This is a genomic window from Kineosporiaceae bacterium (genome assembly GCA_016713225.1).
Lineage (GTDB): Bacteria > Actinomycetota > Actinomycetes > Actinomycetales > Kineosporiaceae > JADJPO01.
Genome location: JADJPO010000002.1, coordinates 975,555 through 998,880, shown reverse-complemented (window position 1 = coordinate 998,880; position 23,326 = coordinate 975,555). Strand labels below are relative to the sequence as shown.

The window sequence follows — 23,326 nt, the reverse complement described above, 5'->3', positions numbered from 1 at the left end:
ACGTGTTGACCCGCTTCCCGGTCACCGTACGGCTGTGGGCTCTGGTCATCGTGGCCATGCTCGGCATGCTGACCACGGCGGCCATGGGCGTCTTCGAGATCCGTTCCGGGATCGAGGACGAACACCGCGCGCAGGTGAAGTCCTCCGTCGAGGAGGCGATGTCGGTCGTCGCCGAGCTGCACCAGCGCGAGAACGCCGGCACCCTCACCCGCGCGCAGGCGCAGGCCGAGGCCAAGGCGCTGCTGAAGGTGATGCGGTTCAACGGCGACGGCTACGTCTGGATCAACGACCTGAACCACGTCATGGTCATGCACCCGACCAAACCGGCGTTGGACAACACGTCGGTCAAGGACATGAAGGATCCCGACGGCCTGCCGCTGTTCCAGCGGATGGTGACCCTGGTGAAGGCCCAGGGCTCGGGGTACGTCGACTACCTGTGGCCCAAGCCGAACTCCAAGGACCCACAGCCCAAGATCTCCTACGTGGCGGGGTTCCAGCCCTGGGGCTGGATCGTCGGTTCGGGGGCCTACGTCGACGACATCGCGGCGGTCACCAACTCGCTGAGCCTGCGGCTGGGCATCGTGCTGCTGAGCTGCCTGCTCATCCTGATCATCCCGACGATCCTGATCGCGCGGACGACGAAGCGTGACGTCGAACTGCTGAACACCGGGGTGTTCGCCCTCGCCGAGCACGACACCACCGAGCACCCGTTGCCCGCCGGTCGAGACGAACTGGCCCAGATCGGTCATTCCGTGTCCCTGGCGCGCGCCCGCATGGTCGAGCAGGAGGCCGAGATCGAGCTGGCCACCCAGGACCGGGACCAGCAGATCCGCGACAACTTCCGCGAGCAGCGCGAAGCCGTCGACCGGGCCCGGGCCAAGGCCCGCAAAGTGGTCGACGAGACCGTGAACACCGTCGGTCACCAGCTGCAGGAACTGGTCAAGCACGTTGCCTCGGTCGGGGAGGCCGCCGGCACCATCGACGAGAAGGCCGGCACCGCCGAGGTCGTCACCCGCGAGGTGATCGCCGAGGCCGCCGAGGCCGACCGGGTGGCCACCGCGCTGGGTCAGAGCCTGCGCACCGTGGCCGGCATGGCCGAGCTCATCGCCGGCGTCGCCGATCAGACCAAGATGCTGGCCCTGAACGCCACCATCGAGGCCGCGCGGGCCGGCGAGGCCGGCCGCGGCTTCAGCGTGGTCGCCGGCGAGGTCGGCGAGCTGGCGCTGACCACGGCGAAGTCCACCGACGAGATCACCGCCACCCTGACCCGACTGCAGCAGGACGCCGCCGCGGTCGGTGCCGCCGTGACGCGGATGGGCCAGCGCATCGGTGGGCTGAGTGAGGCCACCGAGGTACTCAACGGGGTCGCCACGCACCAACGCGACCTGGTGGGAAGCCTGAGCACCACGGTCCACACCGCCCTGGAACGCCTGTCCGCCATCACGATCGTGGGCGACGAGGACGAACGGCGCAAGTACGAGCGGATCCCGGTGCACGAGCTCGCCGAGATGAACCTGGCCAATACCCAGCCCGAACCGGTCCAGCTCGAGGACGTCGGCGAGGGAGGCCTGCGCTGCGTCATCGGTGACGAGTTCATGCTCGCGCGGATGCAGCCCGGCGACATCATCCAGATCAAGCTCGGCAGCGAGGCCGGCGCCCTGGAGCTGACCGGCTTGGTGCGCCACCGGATGCCGCGACGCAAGCGGGTGGCCTTCGGCATCCAGTTCGAGCCGTTCCCGACCGGGGAGACGGCCGAGGCGCTGCGCCGCTACCTCGCCCGGTTCGCCATGTCCTCGGCCGACTGAGGCCGGTCACGACCGGCGGTGCGGCCCCTTGGCCAGGGTCCACATCAACGGGACCATCAGGAACCAGAGCCAGTTCTTCGTCACGAAGAACAAGATCAGAGCAATGATGGGCGTGGCCGCGGCCAGCCTCGCCAACCAGTCGACCCCACCGGGGGCGGCGGCTGTCGCTCCTGGCTCGAACGGGGCACCAGAGCGTGGCTGTGGCTGTGGAGCCGGCAGATCGCCGAACAGCACGCCCACCTCGGCCCAGGTGCGGGCCCGCGATGCCACCACCTGACGCGCCTCGAACTCGGTGGGTGAGAGGCGGCCGGCCTCGCGGTGCACGGTGAGTGCCGCGAGGACCGCCTCACGATCGGACTCGGTGAGCAGCCCGGACGGCGGACCCGCGGGCGGCGGGACGACGGAGTCACTCATGGCCCCTACTCTGACACCTCGCACCAGCTCACGGCAGCGCACAACGGTTCGGGCATGCCCCACCTGCTCAGGGCCAGGGCAGCCGCGCCGCCCGCGCCGTCCGCAGCGCCCCGGTGAACAGGGATGCCACACGCCCCGGCCCCCGGGCATAGAGCGGCCCCAGACCCACCACGTGCTGGGTCGCCACCGACTGGGTCTCGGTGAACCGCCGCAGCCCGTCGAGCCCGTGACGCCGCCCCAGGCCGGAGGCTCGCCGGCCGCCCATCGGGGTGGTCACGCTGCCGAACACCACGGCATAGGTCTCGTTCACGGACGCCGTCCCCGTGCTCACGCGCCGGGCCAGGGCGGCGCCGCGGGCCGGGTCACGGGTCCAGAACGAGGCGGTGAGCCCGAACTCGCCCTCGTCGATCACGGCGAGCGCGCTCTCGTCGTCCGGCACGATGCGCACCATCACCACGGGACCGAACGTCTCCTGCGTGAAACAGACGGCCGCCGGCGGCACGTCGGCCAACACGGTGGGTTCGTAGAACGTCGGGCCGAGGTCGGGTCGGGCTCGCCCCCCGGCGAGCACCCGCGCGCCCTGGGCCACCGCGTCGTCGACGTGGGTCGCCACACGCCTCAACTGCTCGGCCGAGACCAGGCTGCCGACGTCGGTCGAGTAGTCCAGTGCGGCCCCCAGCCGTAGCCGGCGCACCCGGCCGAGGAAGCGCTCCAGGAAGGCCTCGACGATGTCGGCGTGCAGCAACAGCCGCTCGGTCGAGACGCACAGCTGACCGGCGTTGCCGAAGCAATCACGGACGGCGCCCTCCGCGGCTCGGTCGAGGTCGGCATCCGCGGCCACGTAGAGCGCGTTCTTGCCGCCCAGTTCGAGGGAACAGCCGATCAGGCGCCCCCCGGCTTGCTCGGCGATCAGCCGCCCGACGGCTGTGGAGCCGGTGAAGCAGACGTAGTCCACGGCGCCCACCAGCGCCCCGCCGACCCCCGGGCCGTCACCCGCCACCACCTGCACCACGCCCTCCGGCAGGCCGGCCTCACGCAGCAGGCGCGCCGCCCACAGCGCCGTCACCGTGGTCTTCTCGTCCGGCTTGATCACCACGGCGTTGCCCGCCAGGAGCGCCGCCAGGGCATCGCCGATGCCCAGGGTCAGCGGGTAGTTCCACGGCGATATGACCCCGACGACGCCGCGCGGGTGGTGCACCTCGCGAATCCGGGTCAGCCCGGGGACCAGGCCCACGTGCCGCTCGTCGTCCAGCATCGCCGGACCTCGGCGGGCGTACCACCGCGCCACCATCGCGACGTGGGCGACCTCGTCGAAGGCGTGGGTACGGGCCTTGCCGGTCTCGAGTTGGATCAGATCGAGCACCTCGTCCTGGCGGCGCAGCACCAGGTCGTGCCACCGCAGCAGCACGCCGGCCCGCTCCCGCGCAGATCGGGCGGCCCACTCCGGCTGCCGCGCGCGGGTGCGTTGCACCGCCATCCCGACGTCCTCGGGGGTGCTCAGCGGCAGGTCGGCGAGCGCCTCCCCCGTCCAAGGCGAGCGGGTGGTGATCGAGCCTGCGGCCCCGGAGGCGACCACGCCGTGCGTCAGCGTGCGCCAGCGCTCCATGGCCATGGCCGCAGGGTAGCCGGTGCCCAGCGGCGCGGCGCCGGGAAGGCTCAGTCCAGACCGGCGTCCAGCCTCTGGTGCAGGCCGACCGCAGCGGCCGCGGCCACCGCGGTCGCCGACGACAACCAGTTGGCGAAGTCGAGGCACTCGTCCTCGGTCAGCCGGGGTCCCTCGTGCAGCTCGGCGGCCTCGGCCGGCATGTCCACCGGCACCGCCGTCACGCCACCCATCTTGAGCAACCGGATCACCTCGGCGCCGGCGGGTTTGCGCACCTCGTCACCACACTGCGGGCACACGAAGGCGTAGGAGGAGCGCTCCTTGACGGGGTGCACCGTCAGGCTCACCTGATCGCGCGTCAGCTCGACGTCGCCACAGCACGGGCACGTCGCCTTGATGATCGTCACGAGTTGCTCCCCAGGGGCCGGTTGCCTGATCCGATTCCCCCTTCGGCAGGCATCCGCCACCCCTTGAGCCGCCCTTCTCGGTGACCCCCCGACTGCCGGACGGCACTCAGCCGTTCGGGCCAGCCGGCACGCGGACGGCTCGGACGACGCGAGTCGGCGCGAGGTGACGTGGCTCAGGCCACCGGCACGATCTCCGGCGCGCCCATCCGGACGGCGTCCGCCGCCTCGTCGTCCAGCTGTGCCTGGGAGGCCCGCTCGGCCTCGACCCGCGCCAGATAGTGGCGCACCTCGCGGTCGAGTTGGTCCGCGCTCCAGCCGAGCACGCCGGCCATCAGCGCACCAGCCTGTGGCGCGGTCGACACGCCCCGGTCCCAGGTCTCGATCGAGATCCGCGTGCGGCGGGCCAGGACGTCGTCCAGGTGACGCGCCCCCTCGTGTGAGGCGGCGTAGACCACCTCGGCTGCCAGATAGTCGTCGGCTCCGGTCAGCGGCTCGGCGAGAGCCGGGTCGGCCGCGCACAACGCCAGCACCTGGTCGGTCATCGAGCCATAGCGCTGCAGCAGGTGTTCGATCCGCGCCACGTGCAACCCGGTGGCCGCGGCGGTGCGAGCGCGGGCGTTCCACGCCGCCCGGTATCCCTCGGCGCCGAGCAACGGCACCTCGTCGGTGCAGCTCGGCGCCACCCGGAAGTCCAGCGCGCGAGCAACCTCGTCGACGGCGTCGGCAGCCATCACGCGGTAGGTGGTGTACTTGCCGCCCGCGACCACGACCAGGCCGGGCGTCGGGTGGGCGACCACGTGCTCGCGGGACAGCTGCGAGGTCTGGTCGCTCTCACCGGACAGCAGCGGACGCAGCCCGGCGTAGACGCCCTCGACGTCCTCGCGGGTCAACGGCCGTGCCAACACCGTGTTGACGGTGTCGAGGACGTAGTCGATGTCCCGCTTGGACGCCGCCGGGTGGGCCTTGTCCAGGTTCCAGTCGGTGTCGGTGGTGCCCACGATCCAGTGCCGGCCCCAGGGGATCACGAACAGCACCGACTTCTCGGTGCGCAGGATGATGCCGGTGGAGGACAGGATGCGATCCCGCGGCACGACCAGGTGGATTCCCTTGGACGAGCGCACCTTGAACTGGCCGCGCTCGCCGACCAGGGCCTGGGTCTCGTCGGTCCACACCCCGGTCGCGTTGATCACCTGCTGGGCGTGCACCTCGAACTCGACCCCGCGCTCCAGGTCGCGCACCCGGGCCCCGACGACACGCTCCCCCTCCCGCAGGAAGCCGACCACGCGGGCCCGGTTGGCCACCAGCGCGCCGTAGGCGGCCGCCGTCCGCACGATGTTCATGGTGTGCCGGGCGTCGTCCAGTTGGGCGTCGTAGTACTGCACAGCGCCGACCAGAGCGTCCTTGCGCAGGCTGGGGGCCAGCCGCAGCGCCTGCTTGCGGGTGAGGTGCTTGTGCATCGGCAGCCCGGCGGAGGCGTCACCGGTGCGCGCCATGACGTCGTACAGCGTCAGCCCGGCGGTCACGTAGGGGCGCTCCCAGGCACGGTGCTTGAGCGGGTACAGGAACGGCACCGGACGGGTGAGGTGCGGCGCCAGCCGGGTCAGGATCAGCCCCCGCTCGCGCAGCGCCTCGAGCACCAGGGCGAAGTCGAGCATCTCGAGGTAGCGCAGGCCACCGTGGATCAGCTTGCTGGATCGGGACGAGGTGCCGCTGGCCCAGTCCCGCGCCTCGACCATGGCCACGCTCAATCCCCGCGTGGCGGCGTCCAGTGCGCACCCGGCGCCGACCACACCGCCACCGACCACCAGGACGTCGACGGTCTGCCGCTGCATGGCGGCCATCGCCTCGGTGCGCTCGGCCGGACCGAGGACGCCGGCCGAGGGGCCGGTCACGACTCGCCGCCGCTGGGACGGTGCGGCGAGACCACGACCTCGACCCGCTGGAACTCCTTCAGGTCGGAGTACCCGGTGGTGGCCATCGCCCGGCGCAACGCCCCGACCAGGTTGGTGGTGCCGTCGGGCTGCAGACCGGGGCCGAGCAGGATCTCGGCGAGGCTGCCGACCCGTTCGACCGGCATCCGCTCCCCGCGAGGCACCTGGGGATGGTAGGCCTCCGGACCCCAGTGGACGCCGCGGCCCGGCGCATCGGCGGCCCGGGCGAGCGCCGTCCCCAGCATCACGGCGTCCGCGCCGCAGGCCACGGCCTTGACCATGTCGCCCGACAGCGCCATGCCACCGTCGGCGATGACGTGCACGTACCGTCCGCCGGACTCGTCCATGTAGTCGCGCCGGGCGGCGGCGACGTCGGCGATGGCGGTGGCCATCGGAGCGTGGATGCCCAGCGTGGTGCGGGTGGTGTGGGTGGCCCCACCCCCGAAGCCGACCAGGACGCCGGCCGCGCCGGTGCGCATCAGGTGCAGCGAGGCGGTGTAGGTGGCGCAGCCGCCGACGATCACCGGGACGTCCAGCTCGTAGATGAACCGCTTCAGGTTCAATGGCTCGGCCCGGCCGGAGACGTGCTCGGCGCTGACCGTGGTGCCCCGGATGACGAACAGGTCGACCCCGGCGTCCACCACGGTCTTCCAGAACTGCTGGGTGCGCTGCGGGCTGAGCGCCCCGGCGACGGTGACCCCGCCGTCGCGGATCTGCTTGACCCGCGCCGCGATCAGGTCGGGCTTGATCTCCTCGGCGTAGATCTGCTGCATCCGCCGGGTGGTCTGGTCCGGCTCGAGCTCGGCGATCTCGGCCAGCAGCGGCTCGGGGTCCTCGTAGCGGGTCCACAGGCCCTCGAGGTCCAACACACCGAGCCCGCCGAGGTTGCCGAGGGCGATGGCCTGGGCGGGCGACATGACCGAGTCCATGGGCGCGGCCACGACGGGCAGCTCGAACCGGTAGGCGTCGATCTGCCAGGCGACGCTGACCTCCTCGGGGTCACGGGTGCGCCGGCTGGGCACGATCGCGACGTCCTCGAAGGTGTAGGCCCGTCGGCCTCGCTTGCCCCGCCCGATCTCGATTTCGTTCACCGCGCCAGGCTAGCGGTGCCGCTCGCCGCCTCCGCCTCACCCCCGCTGCGACCCCGACGTCGGTGCGGTTGGATGGCGCCATGCGAACTCCCCTGGTGATCGCGGCAGTGGTGACGGTGGTCGCGGCCGCGGGTGCCGGTGGCGCGGTCGTCGTCCATCAGCGCGCCGAGGCCGAGCTGGACCACCAGGCGAGTGCGGCGATCGACGCGCTGGCCGCCGGCTGGACCCGACGCGATGTCACCGGGGTGCCCTTCGCCGACCCGAAGGCGGCAACCACCCTGCAGTTGGCGACCGCCGGGTTGCGGGCGCAGGCCGTGACCGTGGAGCGCGACCGCGTCACCCGCCGGCAGGACCGGGCAGACGCCACGTTGAAGGTCACCTGGTCGCTGCCCTACGGGGTGACCTGGGCCTACGAGGTGCCCACCACAGCGACCCAGCAGGGCGATCGCTGGCTGATCGCCGCCCCCGAGCGCGGCAGCTACTGGCATCCCGAGCTGAAGCCCGGGCAGGCCATGACCCTGACCCGGACCCCCGCCGAACGCGGCGACCTGCTCGACCGGGACGGCACGCCGCTGATGCCCCAGCGCACGGTGTACCCGGTGCAGCTCGACCCGACGCGGGCCACCCCGGACGTGGCCACGCAGCTGGAGCGTCTGGTCGGGGAGAAGCCCGGGGTGCTGGTGGCCAAGCTCGCGGCGGCCCGGCGCGCCGGATCCAAGGCCACGATCGCCGTCATCACCTACCGCGAACCGGACTTCGAGGCTCGCCGAGAGGCCCTCGACGCCCTGGTCGGCGTGGTCTATCCGAAGACCACGCAACCCCTGGCGCCGACCCGAGAGTTCGGTCAACCGCTGCTCGGCACCTTCGGCGAGGTCACCGCCGAGCTGGTCGCGGCGTCCGATGGACGGCTCGTCGCCGGTGACCGGGCCGGCCTCAGCGGCCTGCTGGCGCGGTTCGACGCCCAGCTCGCCGGCACCCCCGAGATCAGCGTGACGGTGCCGCAGGACGCCGGCAACCCACTGTTCGATCAACCCGGGGTGCCCGGCACGGACGTGACACTCACCCTCGATCCGCAGGTGCAGGCGGCCGCGGAGAAGGCCCTGGTGGGCAGCGGTGACATCCCGTCGGGCCTGGTGGCGGTCGATGTCGCCACCGGCGAGATCCTGGCCTCGGCGAACCGGCCGGCGTTCGGCTTCGACCGCGCCCTGACCGGCCGCTTCCCACCCGGGTCGGCGTTCAAGGTGGCCTCGACCTCGGCGCTGCTGGGCCGGGGCCTGGTGACGCTCACCTCGCCGGTGAGCTGCCCGGCGTCCTTCACCATCGACGGGCGGGCATTTCGCAACTTCGAGGGCGAGACCCTCGGCTCCCCCACGTTCCGGCAGGACTTCCAGCACTCGTGCAACACCGCGTTCGTGCAACTGTCGCGCAAGCTGGCGGACGACGACCTGACCAAGGCCGCTGCCGCGCTCGGGATCGGGGCGGGCTGGGCGAAGGAGCTGGGGGTGGTGAACGCCTTCGACGGCTCGGTGCCCACCACCACCGGAGCCACCGACAAGGCCGCGGCCACCATCGGCCAAGGGCGGGTGCTGGTCTCGCCGGCGGCCCTCGCCGTGATGTCGGGATCGGTGGCCCGCGGCAGTTACCTGCCACCGCGGCTGGCCACCACCACCGAGCAGCCCGCCGCCGTGCCCTTGAACCCCACCGCGACCGCTGCACTGCGCACCGCGATGCGCGACGTGGTCACCGGCGGTACCGCGACCGTGCTGGCGAACACCCCGGGCGGGCCGGTGTTCGGCAAGACCGGCACCGCCGAGTTCGGCAACGCCAGCCCACCGAAGACCCACGCCTGGTTCACCGGATACCAGGGCGGTGTGGCCTTCGCCGTCGTGGTCGAGCAGGGCCGCAGCGGCGGCAGTGTGGCCGCGCCGATCGCCAAGGCCTTCCTGACCGAGCTCGCCGGTCAGCGCTCGTGATTCAGCAGCTGCCGTGATTCAGCACCCGAAGTGGTTCAGCGCCCGGAGTAGTTGGGCGCCTCGACCGTGATCTGGACGTCGTGCGGGTGGGACTCCTTCAGCCCTGCCGGGGTGATCCGCACGAACCGACCCCGCTCCTGCAGCTCGGGAATGGTCCAGCCCCCGACGTAGAACATCGACTGGTGCAGACCCCCCACCAGCTGGTGGATCACGGCGGACAGCGGGCCACGGTAGGGCACCTGCCCTTCGATGCCCTCGGGCACGATCTTCTCGTCGCTGACCACGTCGGCCTGGAAGTAGCGGTCCTTGGAGTAGGACTTCTTACCCCGCGAACTCATTGCCCCGACCGAGCCCATGCCTCGGTAGGACTTGTACTGCTTGCCGTTGACCAGCAACGTCTCGCCCGGGCTCTCCTCGCACCCTGCCAGCAGCGACCCGATCATGACGGCGTCGGCACCGGCCACCAGGGCCTTGGCGATGTCGCCGGAGTACTGCAGCCCGCCGTCCGCCACCACCGGGACGCCGGCCGGCCGGCAGGCCTGCGATGCCTCGAAGACCGCGGTCACCTGCGGGACACCGACCCCGGCCACCACCCGGGTGGTACAGATCGATCCCGGCCCGACGCCCACCTTGACCGCGTCGGCGCCGGCCTCGACCAGCGCTGCTGCCCCCTCACGGGTGGCGACGTTGCCGGCCAGCACCTGCACGTGGCGGGTGGCGGGGTCGGACTTCAGCTGACGGATCATGTCGAGCATGAGCCGGGCATGGCCGTTGGCGACGTCCGGCACCAGCAGGTCGACCCCGGCCTCGACCAGGGTCGTGGCGCGCTTCCAGGCGTCCCCGAAGTACCCGATCGCCGCGGCGACCATCAACCGGCCATCGGCGTCCTTGGTGGCGTGGGGGAACTGCTCGGACTTCACGAAGTCCTTGACCGTGATCAACCCGACCAATGTGCCGGCGGCGTTGATGATCGGTAGCCGCTCGAGCTTGTGCCGACGCAACAGGGCGATGGCGTCGTCCCGCTCGATGCCCTCGGGGGCGGTGACCAGCGGCATCGGGGTCATCACCTCGCGCACCAGCGTGGTTCCCCACTCGGCGATCGGGGTGAACCGCAGGTCGCGGTTGGTGATGATGCCCAGCAGGGTGCCGTCGGCAGCCACCACCGGCAGGCCCGAGACCCGGTAGCGGCCACAGGTCTCGTCGAGTTGTTCCAGGGTGGCGTCCTGCCCGATGGTGACCGGGTTCGAGATCATGCCGGTCTGGGTCCGCTTCACCAGATCGACCTGGTAGGCCTGATCCTCGATCGACAGGTTGCGGTGCAGCACCCCCATACCGCCCTGGCGGGCCATGGCGATCGCCATCCGCGCCTCGGTCACGGTGTCCATCGCCGCCGAGACGACAGGGATCCGCAGCGTGATGCCGCGGGTCAGCCGAGAGGTGGTGTCCACCTCGCTGGGGATCACATCGGTCTCGCCCGGAAGCAACAGGACGTCGTCATAAGTGAGGCCGGTGGTGCCGAACACCACGGCCGGGTCACGATCCGCCATGACTCGATGGTAGTTGTGTCGCGACCCTGCGCGGTCGCCGTAGGTCAGCCGGCGGACGACGAGGGCTGCGGCGTCGACTCAGCCGGCGCGGTGGCCACGCTGGCCGCGGGCGATGTGGTGTGGTGCTCCGGGTTGCCGGGGCCGGGGTGACCTCCGGGCACCGGGGGGTGGGCGCCGAGGCCGTTCGGAGAGCGGGAGGGTATCGGCCAGTGAGGTGGACGCGAGTCCTTGCCCTGTCCAGGGGGCAGATGAGGCGGCTTGGCACCTGCCGTGGGCGCGGTCACCGGGACAACGGCCCCGGGTGACTCGCTGTGCGCCGAGGTCGCCGTCGCTGCATCCGTCGGATGCTGCCCCGAGTCGTCGCCGCCGGCCTGGCCTCCCGGCGCCACCACACCGGGGTTCTCGGGGTCCGTCGTGCTCTGACCCGGCGATACCGGCAGCGGCCCGATCGGCCCGAGCCCGGCGAAACCGGGCGAGGTGGACCCGCTGGGCACCGACGAGGAGCTGGGCGACACCGAGCCGGACCCGTTCGAGCCGCTCACACGTCCGGCCTCGCCTGCCGAGCCGGACGATGAGCCGGGAGCGGGCGGGGGCGCATCGTCGGACATCTCTCGCACGACGTGCACCAGGGCCGCCGCGGGATTGACCGACTCCCCTCGGGTGAGGGCTGCGGCAGCCGTCATCGACAGCACCAGGGCCGCCCCGGCGGCGACCAGCCCGGGAACCACCCTGATGGTCACCGGACGACGGGTCGCGGCCAGGGAGCGCTCGGCCCGGCGAGTGCCCCCGGCACCGGGATTCGTGCGCTGAGGCGCGATGAGCGCCGCGGGCGAGGCCACGGGCGCGTCGTCCGGGGGGCACAACCGCGGCAGGGTGATCGGTTGGGTGGCCGGTACGGAATCGCCGGCGGCATCCCGGTGGACGACTCCCCCGCCGAACCGTTGCACGTCCGGCGGCCACAGACCGCGCTGCACGGCCGCGCGGCGGGTTCGTTCGAGGGAGACCGGGGCCAGGTCGACGTCCGCGGCCAACACGGCCAACGAGGCCAGGACCGGGTCGTCCAGGTCTCTGGCGACCGGCATCCGCCGTCCGATGCGGTCGAGGAGTTCATCGGTCTGGATCAGCAGCGCGACGTCCGGTGCGCCGCTCGTCGGCACCGTGCTCACCCCGGGGATCTCGTTCACAGCGGCCGCCGGTCCACGATCAGGTTCGCCTGCGTCCGCAACTTGGCCAGGGCGCGGTGCTGAGCCACCCGGACGGCACCCGGGCTCATGTCCAGCGCACGCCCGGTGGCCTCGGCCGACAATCCGACGCCGACCCGCAGGACCAGGAGCTCGCGCAGGGTCTCGGGCAGATGATCGAGCAGGTCGCGCACCTGCTGGGCGTCCGCGTCGCGCAGCACGAGCTGTTCGGGCCCGTCCGTCAGGTCGATGACGTCGGGGATGTCCGCCTGGGGCTGGGCGTGGCGGTAGGTGTGGCGTTGGGCGTCGGCGACCTTGTGCGCGGCGATCTTGTAGACGTAGGCCTCGAAGGGCTTGCCTTCGTCCACATAGCGCGTCAGGGCCGACAACACAGCGATGCAGACCTCCTGAGCCACGTCGTCCGCCATGTACTCGGCCGCTGGGTAACGGGACAAGCGGACACGGCAGTAGCGCTGAACCATCTGATGGACGGCGGCCAGGAGATCCTCGGTGGCGCGGGCGTTCCCGGCGAGCGCACCGGCAAGCAGGCCTTGAAGGCCCTCCGAACCGTCATCTGCCCGTGTCATCGTATGACCGGGCGACCGCGTTACGCCGGGGGGCGCTTGCCCCTGTGTTACCCGCCCCGAGTCCACCCGATCAGCGCACCAATCCCCATCGGAATCCCACCGCGACGGCCTGTGCCCGGTCGGCTGCGTCGAGCTTACGGAACAGCCGCCGAGCATGGGTCTTGACCGTGTCCTCGGACAGGAAGAGCTCCTTGCCGATCTCGGCGTTGCTCCGGCCACGGCTCATGCCGGTCAGCACCTGCATCTCGCGTTCGGTCAGGGCAGGAGCCGCTGCGGCCGCCTCGACGCTGCGCGGGGCCGGGATGGGGCGGCGCCACACGGCATCGGACAGTGCGTGCACCACGGCGGCGGCCATCTCCTCCCTTGTCGCGTCCTTCACAACATACCCCCGGGCACCGCTCGACACGGCGCGGGCGACCCCCTCGGCATCTTCGGCCACCGTCACCATCAGCACAAGAGCTTCCGGGTGTCGCGCCAGCAACCGTCGGGTCGCCTCGACGCCACCGATGCCCGGCATGCGCACGTCCATCATGACCAGTGACGGGCGCTCGACGGGCCAACGAGCCAGGGCTTCCTCACCAGAGGAGGCGTCAACCACCCTGGTGATACCCGGCACACTGGCCAGTGTCCGATGCAGAGACTCGCGGACGAGGGCGGAATCGTCGCAGACCAGCACGGTTGCCACCGGCTCTCACCTTTCCACCACGGCCGCCCGGCCCAGTGCCAGGGCGGTCCTGCGCATGGTGTCGTCAGGCCGACCAGGCAACCTGAGCGGTGGAGCGGGACGGACTCGGCGAGCGGGTCAGGAATCACCGAGACGATCCCCACGTTTCAGCCCATGCCGAATGTGGGCACTCTGCGGGCAGCTCGCTCGTTCGACACCGCGACGCACGAGGCACAAGCACTTCCGACCGCACTTGCGAGGGTGAGACCCGATGGCTGAGATCTCCCGACTTCCCGGGCCGGTGGCCGACCTGTGGGATTGGCAGTTGGAGGGCGCCTGCCGCGACACCGATCCGACCCTGTTCTTCCATCCCGAGGGCGAGCGGGGGCCGGCCCGACGCAAACGGGACGCCGCCGCGAAGGCGATCTGCGAAACCTGCCCGGTGCTCGAGTTCTGCCGCGAGCACGCCCTCGCCGTCCGGGAGCCCTATGGCGTGTGGGGTGGCCTCAGCGAGGACGACCGCGAGCAGTTCTACAGCACCGGACGCCGCCGCAAGGTCTCGGCGGCCAGCTGAGCCGGTCCACGCCCGCGAACGCGACAAACGAGAGCTGGGCTCGCCCCCGTGGGGGCGAGCCCAGCTCTCGTTCTGACGGTGTTTTCTCAGACCTCAGTGGCCGTGACCGTGGCCGTGCCCCGCAGCGGGGGCGGCCGGCTCCAGTTCCTTCTTCTCCACCACGAGGGTGTCGGTGGTCAACACCATCGACGCGATCGACTCGGCGTTGCGCAACGCCGACCGGGTCACCTTGACCGGGTCGATGACGCCCCGGGCGATCAGATCGGTGTACTCACCGGTCGCGGCGTCCAGGCCCTGGCCGATGGGCAGGTCGCGCACCTTCTCGACCACCACGTAGCCCTCCTGGCCGGCGTTCTCGGCGATCCAGCGCAGCGGCTCGACGACGCTCTTGCGCACGATCGCCGCGCCGGTGGCCTCGTCACCGGTCAGACCCAGGTTGTCCACCGCGGACGCGGCGTGCACCAGGGCGGTACCGCCCCCGGCGACGATGCCCTCTTCGATCGCGGCGCGAGTGGCCGAGACCGCGTCCTCGATGCGGTGCTTCTTCTCCTTGAGCTCGACCTCGGTGTGCGCGCCGACCTTGATGACGCAGACCCCGCCGGCCAGCTTGGCCAGCCGCTCCTGCAGCTTCTCGCGGTCCCAGTCCGAGTCGGTGCGCTCGATCTCGGCCTTGATCTGCTGCACCCGGGCCTCGACGTCCGCCCGCGGGCCGGCGCCGTCGATCACCGTGGTGTTGTCCTTGGTGACCACGATGCGCCGCGCAGTGCCCAGCACTTCGAGGCCGACCTGGTCGAGCTTGAGGCCGACGTCGGGCGAGACCACCTGGGCGCCGGTGAGGGTGGCCAGGTCCTGCAGCATCGCCTTGCGGCGGTCACCGAACCCGGGGGCCTTGACCGCCAGGGCGGTGAAGGTGCCACGGATCTTGTTGACCACCAGGGTCGACAGTGCCTCGCCGTCGATGTCCTCGGCCACGATGAACAGCGGCTTGGATGCCTGGAGCACCTTCTCGAGAACCGGCAGCAGCTCGCTGATCGCCGAGATCTTGTTCTGGTGCACCAGCACGTAGGCGTCCTCGAGGACGGCCTCCATGCGCTCGGGGTCGGTCACGAAGTAGGGCGAGATGTAGCCCTTGTCGAACTGCATCCCCTCGGTGAACTCGAGCTCGAGGGCGGTGGTCGAGGACTCCTCGACCGTGATCACGCCGTCCTTGCCGACCTTGTCGAAGGCGTCGGCGATCAGGTCGCCGATGGCCGGGTCCTGGGCAGAGATGGTCGCCACCTGGGCGATCTCCTCCTTGCCCTCGACCTCACGAGCCATCTCGAGGAGACGGTCGTTGATGGCCACGACCGCGGCGTCCATGCCCCGCTTGAGCGCGGCAGGTCCGGCGCCGGCGGTGACGTTGCGCAGCCCCTCCTTGACCATGGCCTGGGCGAGCACGGTCGCGGTGGTGGTGCCGTCACCGGCGACGTCGTTGGTCTTGGTCGCGACCTCCTTCGCCAGCTGTGCCCCGAGGTTCTCGTACGGGTCCTCGAGCTCGATCTCCTTGGCGATGGTCACGCCGTCGTTGGTGATGGTGGGAGCGCCCCACTTCTTGTCGATCACGACGTTGCGCCCACGCGGGCCGAGGGTCACCTTGACGGCGTTCGCCAGGGCGTCCACACCCCGCTCCAGCGATCGGCGGGCGGAGTCGTCGAACTCCAGGGTCTTGGCCATGCAGTGCGTCCTTCCAATAGCGACCACGGACGACCGCCCCGGCCGATCGGCTGATGCCGGCCGGTCGGGGCGGAGGTCACTTCGCGGGTGGGTGGGTCGTTACTTCTCGATGATCGCGAGCACGTCGCGGGCCGACAGGATCAGGTATTCCTGACCGCTGTACTTGACCTCGGTGCCCCCGTACTTGCTGTAGAGGACGGTGTCGCCGACCTTCACGTCGAGCGGGATGCGCTTGGCACCCTCGTCGTCGAACCGGCCCGGACCCACAGCGAGGACCTCGCCCTCCTGGGGCTTCTCCTTCGCGGTGTCCGGGATGACCAATCCGGACGCAGTGGTCTGCTCGGCCTCGAGAGGCTTCACGACGATGCGGTCCTCGAGAGGCTTGATGGAGACCGACACTTGCGGACCTCCCCTTCGGGAATGTCGATGGGCGGCTGTTGGACTGTGCCGGGTGGGTTGACGAACCGTCGTCGCGGGTGCCGGTCGGACCCTCCCAGCGTTGGCACACTCACACCGAGAGTGCCAACCACGAATCTAGGACGTCGATTAGCACTCGGTCAAACCGAGTGCCAGTTTCGTGGTCCGGTCGTGATCTGGGGACGACCCGCGCCGGTGCCGTTCGCGGCCGCCGGCGCGCCCACACGGGTGACATGCGAGGATCGTCCGGTGGACCTGGCGGGAATCTCCGGACTGCTGACCGAGCAGGGCTGGGCCTTGCTGGAGTCGCTGCCGCCCTACCGCGAGGACGACGCCCTGGGCCTGGGTGAGCAGTTGCGCGCCGCCGGCCACGATCCCGCCCTGGTGGCCGCTGCGCTGACCCAGTCCCGGCTGCGGTCGGCGGCACGGGCCAAGTTCGGCCCGTTCGCCGACGGCATGCTGTTCACCGTCACCGGGCTCGAACAGGCCACGCGGTTCTCCGTGGCCGCCCGGCACGCCCAGCGCTTCGTCTCGGCCGGCATCGACCGGGTGGCCGACCTGGGGTGTGGCATCGGGGCGGACTCCATGGCGCTGGCGACCTTCGATCGCGAGGTGCTGGCGGTCGAACGGGACGAGGTGACCGCCGCCGTCGCCACCATGAACCTGCGGCACTGGCCCGAGGCGTCGGTGCGTTGTGCCGACGCCACCACCGTCGACCTGGCCGGATTCGGTGGCGCCTTCGTCGACCCGGCACGACGCAACGAGACCGGCAAGCGCCTGCTCGACCCGCGCCTCGGGTCACCACCGCTGTCGTTCGTGCTCGACCTGGCCCAGCGGCTGCCGGCGGTGGGCCTGAAGACCGCCCCGGGTATCCCCCACCACCTGGTCCCCGCAGGGGCCGAGGCGCAGTGGATCTCGGTGGGGGGCGACGTGGTCGAGGCGGGGCTGTGGTTCGGGCTCACGGCGCGCGACGGCGTCCGGCGCTCGGCCCTGGTGCTACCCGCCGAGGGCGACGAGAGCCCGCCGGCGGAGGTCAGCGACGCCGGCATGCCGGCAGCCACGGTCGGGCCGGTGGCGGCGTACCTGTACGAGCCGGACGGCGCCGTGATCCGCGCCGGGCTCGTGGGCCAGGTCGCCGCCGCCGTCGGCGGTCACCTGGTCGACCCCACCATCGCCTACGTCACCGGCGAGGCCCTGGTGCGGACCCCGCTCGCCCGCGCGTACGCCGTCCAGGATGTCTTCGGCTTTCAGCTCAAGACGCTGCGCAGCTGGTTGCGTGACCGTGGCGTGGGCCGACTGACGATCAAGAAGCGCGGGACGGCGGTGCAGCCCGAGCAGTTGCGCAAGCAGCTGCGCCTGTCGACCAGCTGGGGCGAGGCCGACGCCACCATCGTGCTCACCCGGGTGGCCGGGCGACAGAGCGTGATCGCGGTCAGGCCGGTGCTCTGAGACCCGGGTCGCTCGGTGCCTCGACGACCTCGAGCCAGAGCCGGGCGTAGCGGGCCGCGTCCACCCCGAGCGCCACGTCGATCACGGCCGGGGCGAGGCCGTGCGGATCGTGGGCGTGGTCGAGCCCGGTCTCGCGTTGGTCGACGACCGTCTGTCCACGGGTCCACGAGCCGGCCAGTTCGATGCGCACCGGCAGCCGCCGAGTGGCCAGGCCCGCCGGATCGGCCACCGCGCACACCGCACCCGCGTCGCCGATGGTGGCGTCGTCCTCACCGAACCGACGGCACTGGAAGTCGATCAGCGCGCCCGCCAGACGGGACGTCACCCCCGGCGCAGCCATGAGATTCGTTGCCTGCGAACGGCTCACCCGCACGTCGTAGAACACGTCGAGGCCGTACATGGTGACCTCGATCCCCAGGGACGTCGCGGCGTCCAGCACGATCGCGGCCGACTCCGGGTCGTGCCAGACGTTGAACTCCGCGGCGGCCGTGGCATTGCCGACCAAGGCGGCACCACCCATGAACACGATCCGACGCAGACCCCGGGCGACGTGGGGGTAGGTCCGCAGCAGCAGCGCAATGTTGGTCATCGGGGCCAAGGGCACCAACGTCACCCGCTCACCGGCGGTAGCCGCGGCGTCCAGCACGTCGCGTAACAGCTCGACGGCGTGACGCGGGTCCGGACGGCGGGTCGAGACCGCCCAGCCCGCCGGCTCCAGGTCACCCATGCCGTCCTCGCCGTGCACGTGGCGGGCGGGACGGGCCGGCTCGAGCATCGGCCGGTCCGCGCCGCGCGCCACCGGCACGTCCGGCCGACCGGCGACGTCGAGCACCGTGAGGGTGTTCGCCACCACCTGGTCGACGTCGGCGTTGCCGGCGACACAGGTCACCGCGCGCAGGTCCAGCCCCGGGTGGCGGGCCGCGAGCAGCAGGGCGCAGGCGTCGTCCACCCCGGTGTCGACGTCCAGCACGATCGGGATCGAGCCTGCGCCACCCGCGGCCGCTTCCGTTGTCATGACCGGCGAGTCTAGGTTTCGACCATGGCTTCTCGCGTCACTCCGTGTCCGAACTGCGGTACCAAGAACCGAGTCCCGGTCGCCTCGTCCGGTCGACCTCGTTGCGCCTCCTGCCACACCGACCTGCCCTGGCTCGTCGATGCCGGGGACGCCGACCTGGCCGCCGCGCTGGACACCGGCCGGCTGGTGTTGGTCGATCTGTGGGCGCCATGGTGCGGCCCCTGCCGACTGGTCGCGCCAGTGCTGGAGCGGATCGCCGTCCGTTACGCCGGCACGGTCAAGGTGGTCAAGGTCAACGTGGACGACAACCCGCAGGCCTCGGCCCGCTTCGACGCCCGCAGCATTCCGACGCTGGCGTTCGTGCGGGACGGCGTCACCGTGGGACGCATCGTCGGAGCCCAGCCGGAACCCGTTCTGGCCCAGCGGATCGACGCGCTCCTCGCCGGGTGAGGTGACGGCTGCTCCGCAGACCGTCTACCCGAGCTACCCCGCGCTACCCGCGGAACTCCCCCTGGCCAGGCACGCGGTGAGCGACTCGTCGATGATGCCGACGGCGATGTCGATCTCCTCGTGGGTGACGGTCAGCGGCGGCGCCATGCGGAAGCAGTTGGTCTGCGACCCGTCGCCCTTGACGATGTTCATCGAGAGGCCGCGGCGCAGACACTCCTCGGTGACCGCGGCACCGAGCGCATTGGCGGGCGCCTTCGAGTCGCGGTCGGTGACCAGTTCCAGCCCCACCAGCAACCCCCGGCCCCGGACGTCGCCGACCTGCTCGTGCCGTTTCGCCAACGCCCACAACGAGTCCATCAGGTAGGTCCCCATGGTCTGCGCCCGCGCGGCGAGGTCGTCCTCCTCGAGCGCATCCAGCACGGCCAGGCCGACCGTGGCCAGCATCGGGTCGTTGACGTGGGTGGTGATGTGCAGCATGCCGGCGTCCACACAGGCCTGCTCGATCGCCGCCGAGGTCACCGTGGCGCCGACCGGGACGCCGCCGCCCAAGGTCTTGGACATGGTCAGGAAGTCGGGCACCACACCGTCCGCGATCGAGGCGAACAAGGCGCCGGTGCGGCCCAGGCCGGTCTGTGCCTCGTCGACGATCAGCGTCATGCCCCGCCGCTCGCACTCGGTCTTCGCCTGCGCCAGATATCCCTCGGGCAGCGGGATCACCCCACCGGTGGACAACACCGGCTCGACGATCATCGCCGCCGGCGAGCCGACGGTCTGGGCATCGACCATCTCGAAACCCAGTCGCAGGCAGGCCAGTTCACAGGTGTCCCGCTGCATCGCCAGCGGGCAGCGGTAGCAGTAGGGCGCCGGGATGGCGTACGAGCCGGGCATCAGCGGGCCGTTTCCCTTGTGCCCCATCGAGAACGTCACCGAGTTGGTGCCGGCGAGCAGCCCGTGGAAGCTGCGGGTCAGGCCGACGACCTCGAACCCACCGGTGAACACCTTGGCCATGCGCAACGCGAACTCGTTGGTCTCCGAACCGGTACTGAGCACGATGGTGCGATCCAGTGGATCGGGCAGCAGTTCGGCCAGGCGCCGGGCGAGCTCGAGCACGTCCTCGTGCAGCATCCAGGAGTTGAGGTGGATCGCCCCACGCAGCGAGCGTTCGATGGCCTCGATCACCCGGGGGTGGTTGTGCCCGAGGGTGGAACTGATCTGGCCGGAGGTGAAGTCGAGCACCCGCCGTCCGTCGGTGGTGATCACCCAGGAGCCCTCGGCCCGCTCCACCACGAACGGTGCGAACGACCCGGCATACCGGATCAGGTACTGCTCTCGGGGGTCACCCGAACCCGTTGCGACACCCATGATCTTCTCCTCGACGACCGCCCGACCCCGCCGCGCTAGCCTGGCATGCCATGACGACCCAGCGCATCGACACCCCGCCGACCGGGGACGAGATCACGCTCCTGCGCAGCTTCCTGAACTACTACCGCGCGACGGTGCGGCTCAAGGCCGAGGGACTGGACGGCGCCCAACTGGCGATGCGGCTCGGGCCGTCGGAGCTGACCCTGGGCGGGCTGCTCAAGCACCTGGCCGTGGTCGAGCAGGGCTGGTTCCGGCACAAGCTGATCGGTGGCGAGTTCACCGAGCCCTGGCGCAGCGTGGACTGGGCCTCCGATCGGGACTGGGAGTTCCATTCTGCGGCGGACGACTCCCCGCAGGAGCTGTTCGCCCTGTTCGACGCCGCCGTCGCCGATTCGGAGGCGATCCTGGACGCCGCTCTGCCCGGCGGCCTCGACCAGCTCATCCAGCGGGACAGCTACCGCGGTGACCGGACCAGCCTGCGATGGGTCCTGATCCACCTGATCGAGGAGTACGCCCGCCACGCCGGGCACGCCGACCTGCTGCGCGAGTCCATCGACGGCGCCACCGGCGACTGACCCACGACCACGCGTCGGCGTCGTCGTCGCGAGCCGGCAGGTGTGGACGACTCGTCGCGGTCGTCCTCCTGTGGACAACCGGACCACGGTGACCGAGGGCCGCCTAGCGTGAGCGACGTGAACGGGCCCGGACCGATCTACGACAACGCGCTGCGTCAACTTGCCGCCGTCGAGCTGGTGGCTGTGTGTCGATGGCTCGGCATCGAGGCGGCCGAGGAGAGCGTCCGGGTGAGCGAGGCCCTGCCAGCGGTCACGCGCTACGCCGACCTGTTGGTGACCGCCTCCGGCGCGCTGACCCACGTGGAGTTCGTGCGACGGGTCACGCCGGACCTACCGCTACGGATGCTCGACTACCGGTCACGGATCCACGTCATCTACCTGCGCGACTGCGACCCGATCGGTTTCCTGGGTACACCGGCCCTGGCGCCGCTGGCCAGCCTGGCCCAGGCACCCGACCGCGCCCATCGGGCTCAGCTGCTCCGCCGGGCGCTCGAGGTGATCCGAGATCACGCACCGCCACATCGCACGATCGATCTGGCCAGTGTGGCGATCGTGCTGGCCGCGATCAGACTGGACGCGGCTACCATCGAAACTGCCCGAAGGGAGGCCGGAATGCCCATCAGTCTCGAGGGAACCGTGGCCGGCGAGATCATCGCGCAGCGTGCCGCCGTCCGAGCCCGCGTCGAGGGTCGCGTCGAGGGTCGCGTCGAGGGTGAGATCAGCACCCTGGCGGCCGTGCTGTCGAGCCGGTTCGGGCCGGATCCACGCATCGTCGACATCGCGCGAGCACTGCACACCCGCGAAGGTCCTCACGCCGTCGAGGTGGCTCTGGGGGCCGCCTCCCTCGACGACCTTCGCGGCTGATCAGCCGGTCACCGCGCCGCCCGAGCTCGGCCGGATCACCCCAAGGCGGGATCCGCGGGGCACGTCTCACATCGCGAGATGTACCCGATCGGACCCTGGACGCCGCCGCCGCGCCCTGCGTAACCTCGTCGTCAGGTCATGAGTGCCAGCACCAAGCCCCGGCTCGCTGGCCGGCAACCCTCCTCCGCGGTGGGGTGCTCCGGGTGACGACCAGGTCCGCACCACACGGGTGCGGGCAAGCGCGGACCCCGGCACCGCCTCGGGTCCCGACCCGAGGAGCTGTCATGCCGCTCATCTCCACCGTCGCCCGCACCGCCCTCCGCTCGGCCACGCCCGCCGCGCCCCGTCCCCCCGTTGGCCCCCCGGCGCGCCACGAGGCCATCCCGGCCACGCTGGCTGACCACCTGCTGATCCCGTTCGACGGCGGCGTCGCGCAGTACGCCAACCTCGACCACGCGGCGTCCACCCCGGCCCTGGTCGGCGTCAAGACCGCCGTCGACCGCGCCCTGGCCACCTACTCCTCGGTGCATCGCGGCAACGGCTACGCCAGCCGGGTGACCAGCCGCTGGTACGAAGAGGCCCGCACCGAGGTGGCCGCGTTCCTCGGTGCCCGCCCCGATGACACCGTGGTGTTCACCCGGTCGACCACCGACTCGTGGTCGGTCCTGGCCCACGTCCTGCCGCAGGACACCACCGTGGTGGTCTTCGCCACCGAGCACCACTCGACCCTGCTGCCCTGGGGCGCCGAGCGCACCATCACCCTGCCGGTGCCGACCAGCCTGCCCGAGGCCCTGGGGCGCCTCGAGGCCACGGTGGCCGCGGTCACCAACCGCCACTGTCTGGTCGTGATCACCGCCGCCTCCAACGTCACCGGCGAGATCTGGCCCATCGATCGGATCGCCGAGATCACGGCCCGGCACGGCGCCCGGCTCGCCGTGGACGCCGCGCAGTTCGCGCCGCACCGCCCGATCGACCTCGCCTCCAGCGGCATCGACTACCTCGCCTTCTCCGGCCACAAGCTGTACGCGCCGTTCGGCACCGGGGTGCTCGCCGGCCGCTCGGACTGGCTGGACGACGCCGCGCCCTACCTGATCGGTGGCGGCGCCACGGCCCGGGTCACCTCGGACGAGAACCCGACCGCCGTCCCTGCCGCGACCTGGGCGGCCGGCGCGGCCCGCCACGAGGGCGGCAGCCCCAACGTCATCGGCGCCATCGCCCTCGCCGCGGCGTGCTCGGCGCTGCGCCGCAGCTGGGCCGCCGTGCAGGCCCACGAGGAGCGGTTGGCCCAGCGGCTGCGCGACGGCCTGGCCGCGATCCAGGGCGTGCACACCTACTCGATCTTCGGCGACGAGGCCGCGAGTGCCGGCGCCATCGACCGGGTCGGCGTGGTGGCCTTCACCGTGGATGGTGTGGCGTCGTCCGACATCTCCGCAGCCGTGTCGTTCGAGTACGGCATCGGCGTCCGCGACGGCAAGTTCTGCGCGCACCTGTTGGTCGACCACCTGTTGGCCGGTACCGGCCACGACACCGCGGTGCGGGCCAGCGTCGGCCTGGCCACCACGGACGAGCACGTCGAGCGCCTGATCGCGGCCATCGGCACCATCGCGGGCCGGGGACGCGCCGGCACCTGGACCACGCCGGTCGACACCCACCTCGAGGACGCCGCGGTCCGCCCCTGGTGAGCCGCGCATCGATCGCACCGAC

The 23,326-nt window shown here is 71.3% G+C and carries 21 protein-coding genes and 1 riboswitch; of the genes, 8 read left to right on the top strand and 13 right to left on the bottom strand.

Annotation, left to right across the window (positions count from 1 at the left end; all coding sequences use genetic code 11):
- The first annotated feature begins 2 nt into the window (after positions 1-2).
- Positions 3-1,805, top strand: a complete 1,803-nt coding sequence (locus tag IPK24_10560) for a cache domain-containing protein (protein MBK8075991.1) — start codon at positions 3-5, stop codon at positions 1,803-1,805.
- 6 nt (positions 1,806-1,811) lie between these two features.
- Here the strand turns inward: IPK24_10560 and IPK24_10555 are convergent, their stop codons facing one another.
- The 5 genes from IPK24_10555 to IPK24_10535 all read right to left on the bottom strand — a co-directional run bounded on the left by IPK24_10555 (position 1,812) and on the right by IPK24_10535 (position 7,251).
- Positions 1,812-2,219, bottom strand: coding sequence for a DUF1707 domain-containing protein (locus IPK24_10555; GenBank protein ID MBK8075990.1), 408 nt, complete (start codon positions 2,217-2,219; stop codon positions 1,812-1,814).
- A 67-nt stretch (positions 2,220-2,286) separates the two neighbouring features.
- Entirely contained in the window at positions 2,287-3,831 is a 1,545-nt protein-coding gene (locus tag IPK24_10550; GenBank protein MBK8075989.1) for an aldehyde dehydrogenase family protein, read from the bottom strand.
- Positions 3,832-3,875: 44 nt separating this feature from the next.
- Entirely contained in the window at positions 3,876-4,229 is a 354-nt protein-coding gene (locus IPK24_10545) for a hypothetical protein (protein ID MBK8075988.1), read from the bottom strand.
- A gap of 173 nt (positions 4,230-4,402) precedes the next feature.
- On the bottom strand, positions 4,403-6,070 hold the full coding sequence (locus IPK24_10540; protein ID MBK8075987.1) for a glycerol-3-phosphate dehydrogenase/oxidase: 1,668 nt from the start codon (positions 6,068-6,070) through the stop codon (positions 4,403-4,405).
- Positions 6,071-6,117: 47 nt separating this feature from the next.
- Positions 6,118-7,251, bottom strand: coding sequence for a GuaB3 family IMP dehydrogenase-related protein (locus IPK24_10535; protein MBK8075986.1), 1,134 nt, complete (start codon positions 7,249-7,251; stop codon positions 6,118-6,120).
- An 80-nt stretch (positions 7,252-7,331) separates the two neighbouring features.
- Between IPK24_10535 and IPK24_10530 the strand changes: the two genes are divergently transcribed.
- Positions 7,332-9,224 carry a hypothetical protein gene (locus tag IPK24_10530; GenBank protein MBK8075985.1) on the top strand — a complete coding sequence of 631 codons (1,893 nt, stop codon included), beginning with the start codon at positions 7,332-7,334 and terminating at the stop codon, positions 9,222-9,224.
- A gap of 35 nt (positions 9,225-9,259) precedes the next feature.
- Here the strand turns inward: IPK24_10530 and guaB are convergent, their stop codons facing one another.
- The 4 genes from guaB to IPK24_10510 all read right to left on the bottom strand — a co-directional run bounded on the left by guaB (position 9,260) and on the right by IPK24_10510 (position 13,224).
- Positions 9,260-10,771, bottom strand: coding sequence for an IMP dehydrogenase (guaB, locus tag IPK24_10525; GenBank protein ID MBK8075984.1), 1,512 nt, complete (start codon positions 10,769-10,771; stop codon positions 9,260-9,262).
- A 44-nt stretch (positions 10,772-10,815) separates the two neighbouring features.
- Positions 10,816-11,955, bottom strand: a complete 1,140-nt coding sequence (locus IPK24_10520; GenBank protein ID MBK8075983.1) for a hypothetical protein — start codon at positions 11,953-11,955, stop codon at positions 10,816-10,818.
- Positions 11,952-12,539, bottom strand: a complete 588-nt coding sequence (shbA, locus tag IPK24_10515) for an RNA polymerase sigma factor ShbA (GenBank protein ID MBK8075982.1) — start codon at positions 12,537-12,539, stop codon at positions 11,952-11,954. The genes IPK24_10520 and shbA overlap by 4 nt, the downstream gene beginning before the upstream one ends.
- Positions 12,540-12,609: 70 nt before the next feature.
- Positions 12,610-13,224, bottom strand: a complete 615-nt coding sequence (locus tag IPK24_10510) for a response regulator transcription factor (GenBank protein ID MBK8075981.1) — start codon at positions 13,222-13,224, stop codon at positions 12,610-12,612.
- A 250-nt stretch (positions 13,225-13,474) separates the two neighbouring features.
- Here IPK24_10510 and IPK24_10505 point away from each other — a divergent pair, with 250 nt between their 5' ends.
- The gene (locus IPK24_10505) at positions 13,475-13,777 is read left to right on the top strand and encodes a WhiB family transcriptional regulator (protein ID MBK8075980.1); all 303 of its coding nucleotides are present in this window, start codon (positions 13,475-13,477) and stop codon (positions 13,775-13,777) included.
- A 93-nt stretch (positions 13,778-13,870) separates the two neighbouring features.
- On the opposite strand, the gene groL is transcribed toward IPK24_10505, so the two are convergent.
- Together groL and groES are read right to left on the bottom strand one after the other, a co-directional pair.
- On the bottom strand, positions 13,871-15,490 hold the full coding sequence (gene groL / locus IPK24_10500; GenBank protein MBK8075979.1) for a chaperonin GroEL: 1,620 nt from the start codon (positions 15,488-15,490) through the stop codon (positions 13,871-13,873).
- A gap of 99 nt (positions 15,491-15,589) precedes the next feature.
- Complete coding sequence (groES, locus tag IPK24_10495; GenBank protein ID MBK8075978.1) at positions 15,590-15,889, bottom strand: co-chaperone GroES; 300 nt, start codon at positions 15,887-15,889, stop codon at positions 15,590-15,592.
- A 267-nt stretch (positions 15,890-16,156) separates the two neighbouring features.
- Here groES and IPK24_10490 point away from each other — a divergent pair, with 267 nt between their 5' ends.
- The gene (locus tag IPK24_10490) at positions 16,157-17,356 is read left to right on the top strand and encodes an SAM-dependent methyltransferase (protein MBK8075977.1); all 1,200 of its coding nucleotides are present in this window, start codon (positions 16,157-16,159) and stop codon (positions 17,354-17,356) included.
- Here the strand turns inward: IPK24_10490 and IPK24_10485 are convergent.
- Positions 17,340-18,371 (bottom strand): nucleoside hydrolase, encoded by a 1,032-nt coding sequence (locus tag IPK24_10485; protein ID MBK8075976.1) that lies wholly within the window; start codon positions 18,369-18,371, stop codon positions 17,340-17,342. The genes IPK24_10490 and IPK24_10485 overlap by 17 nt on opposite strands.
- Positions 18,372-18,395: 24 nt before the next feature.
- Between IPK24_10485 and trxA the strand changes: the two genes are divergently transcribed.
- Positions 18,396-18,821, top strand: a complete 426-nt coding sequence (trxA, locus tag IPK24_10480; GenBank protein MBK8075975.1) for a thioredoxin — start codon at positions 18,396-18,398, stop codon at positions 18,819-18,821.
- A gap of 33 nt (positions 18,822-18,854) precedes the next feature.
- Here trxA and IPK24_10475 read toward each other — a convergent pair whose 3' ends face one another.
- Positions 18,855-20,183 (bottom strand): aspartate aminotransferase family protein, encoded by a 1,329-nt coding sequence (locus tag IPK24_10475; protein ID MBK8075974.1) that lies wholly within the window; start codon positions 20,181-20,183, stop codon positions 18,855-18,857.
- 50 nt (positions 20,184-20,233) lie between these two features.
- On the opposite strand from IPK24_10475, the gene IPK24_10470 reads away from it, so the two are divergent.
- The 3 genes from IPK24_10470 to IPK24_10460 all read left to right on the top strand — a co-directional run bounded on the left by IPK24_10470 (position 20,234) and on the right by IPK24_10460 (position 23,304).
- Positions 20,234-20,758, top strand: coding sequence for a DinB family protein (locus tag IPK24_10470; protein ID MBK8075973.1), 525 nt, complete (start codon positions 20,234-20,236; stop codon positions 20,756-20,758).
- Between the two features lie 117 nt (positions 20,759-20,875).
- On the top strand, positions 20,876-21,622 hold the full coding sequence (locus IPK24_10465) for a hypothetical protein (GenBank protein ID MBK8075972.1): 747 nt from the start codon (positions 20,876-20,878) through the stop codon (positions 21,620-21,622).
- Positions 21,623-21,756: 134 nt separating this feature from the next.
- Positions 21,757-21,870, top strand: a riboswitch (SAM riboswitch).
- 36 nt (positions 21,871-21,906) lie between these two features.
- Positions 21,907-23,304, top strand: a complete 1,398-nt coding sequence (locus IPK24_10460; protein ID MBK8075971.1) for an aminotransferase class V-fold PLP-dependent enzyme — start codon at positions 21,907-21,909, stop codon at positions 23,302-23,304.
- Positions 23,305-23,326: the final 22 nt, after the last annotated feature.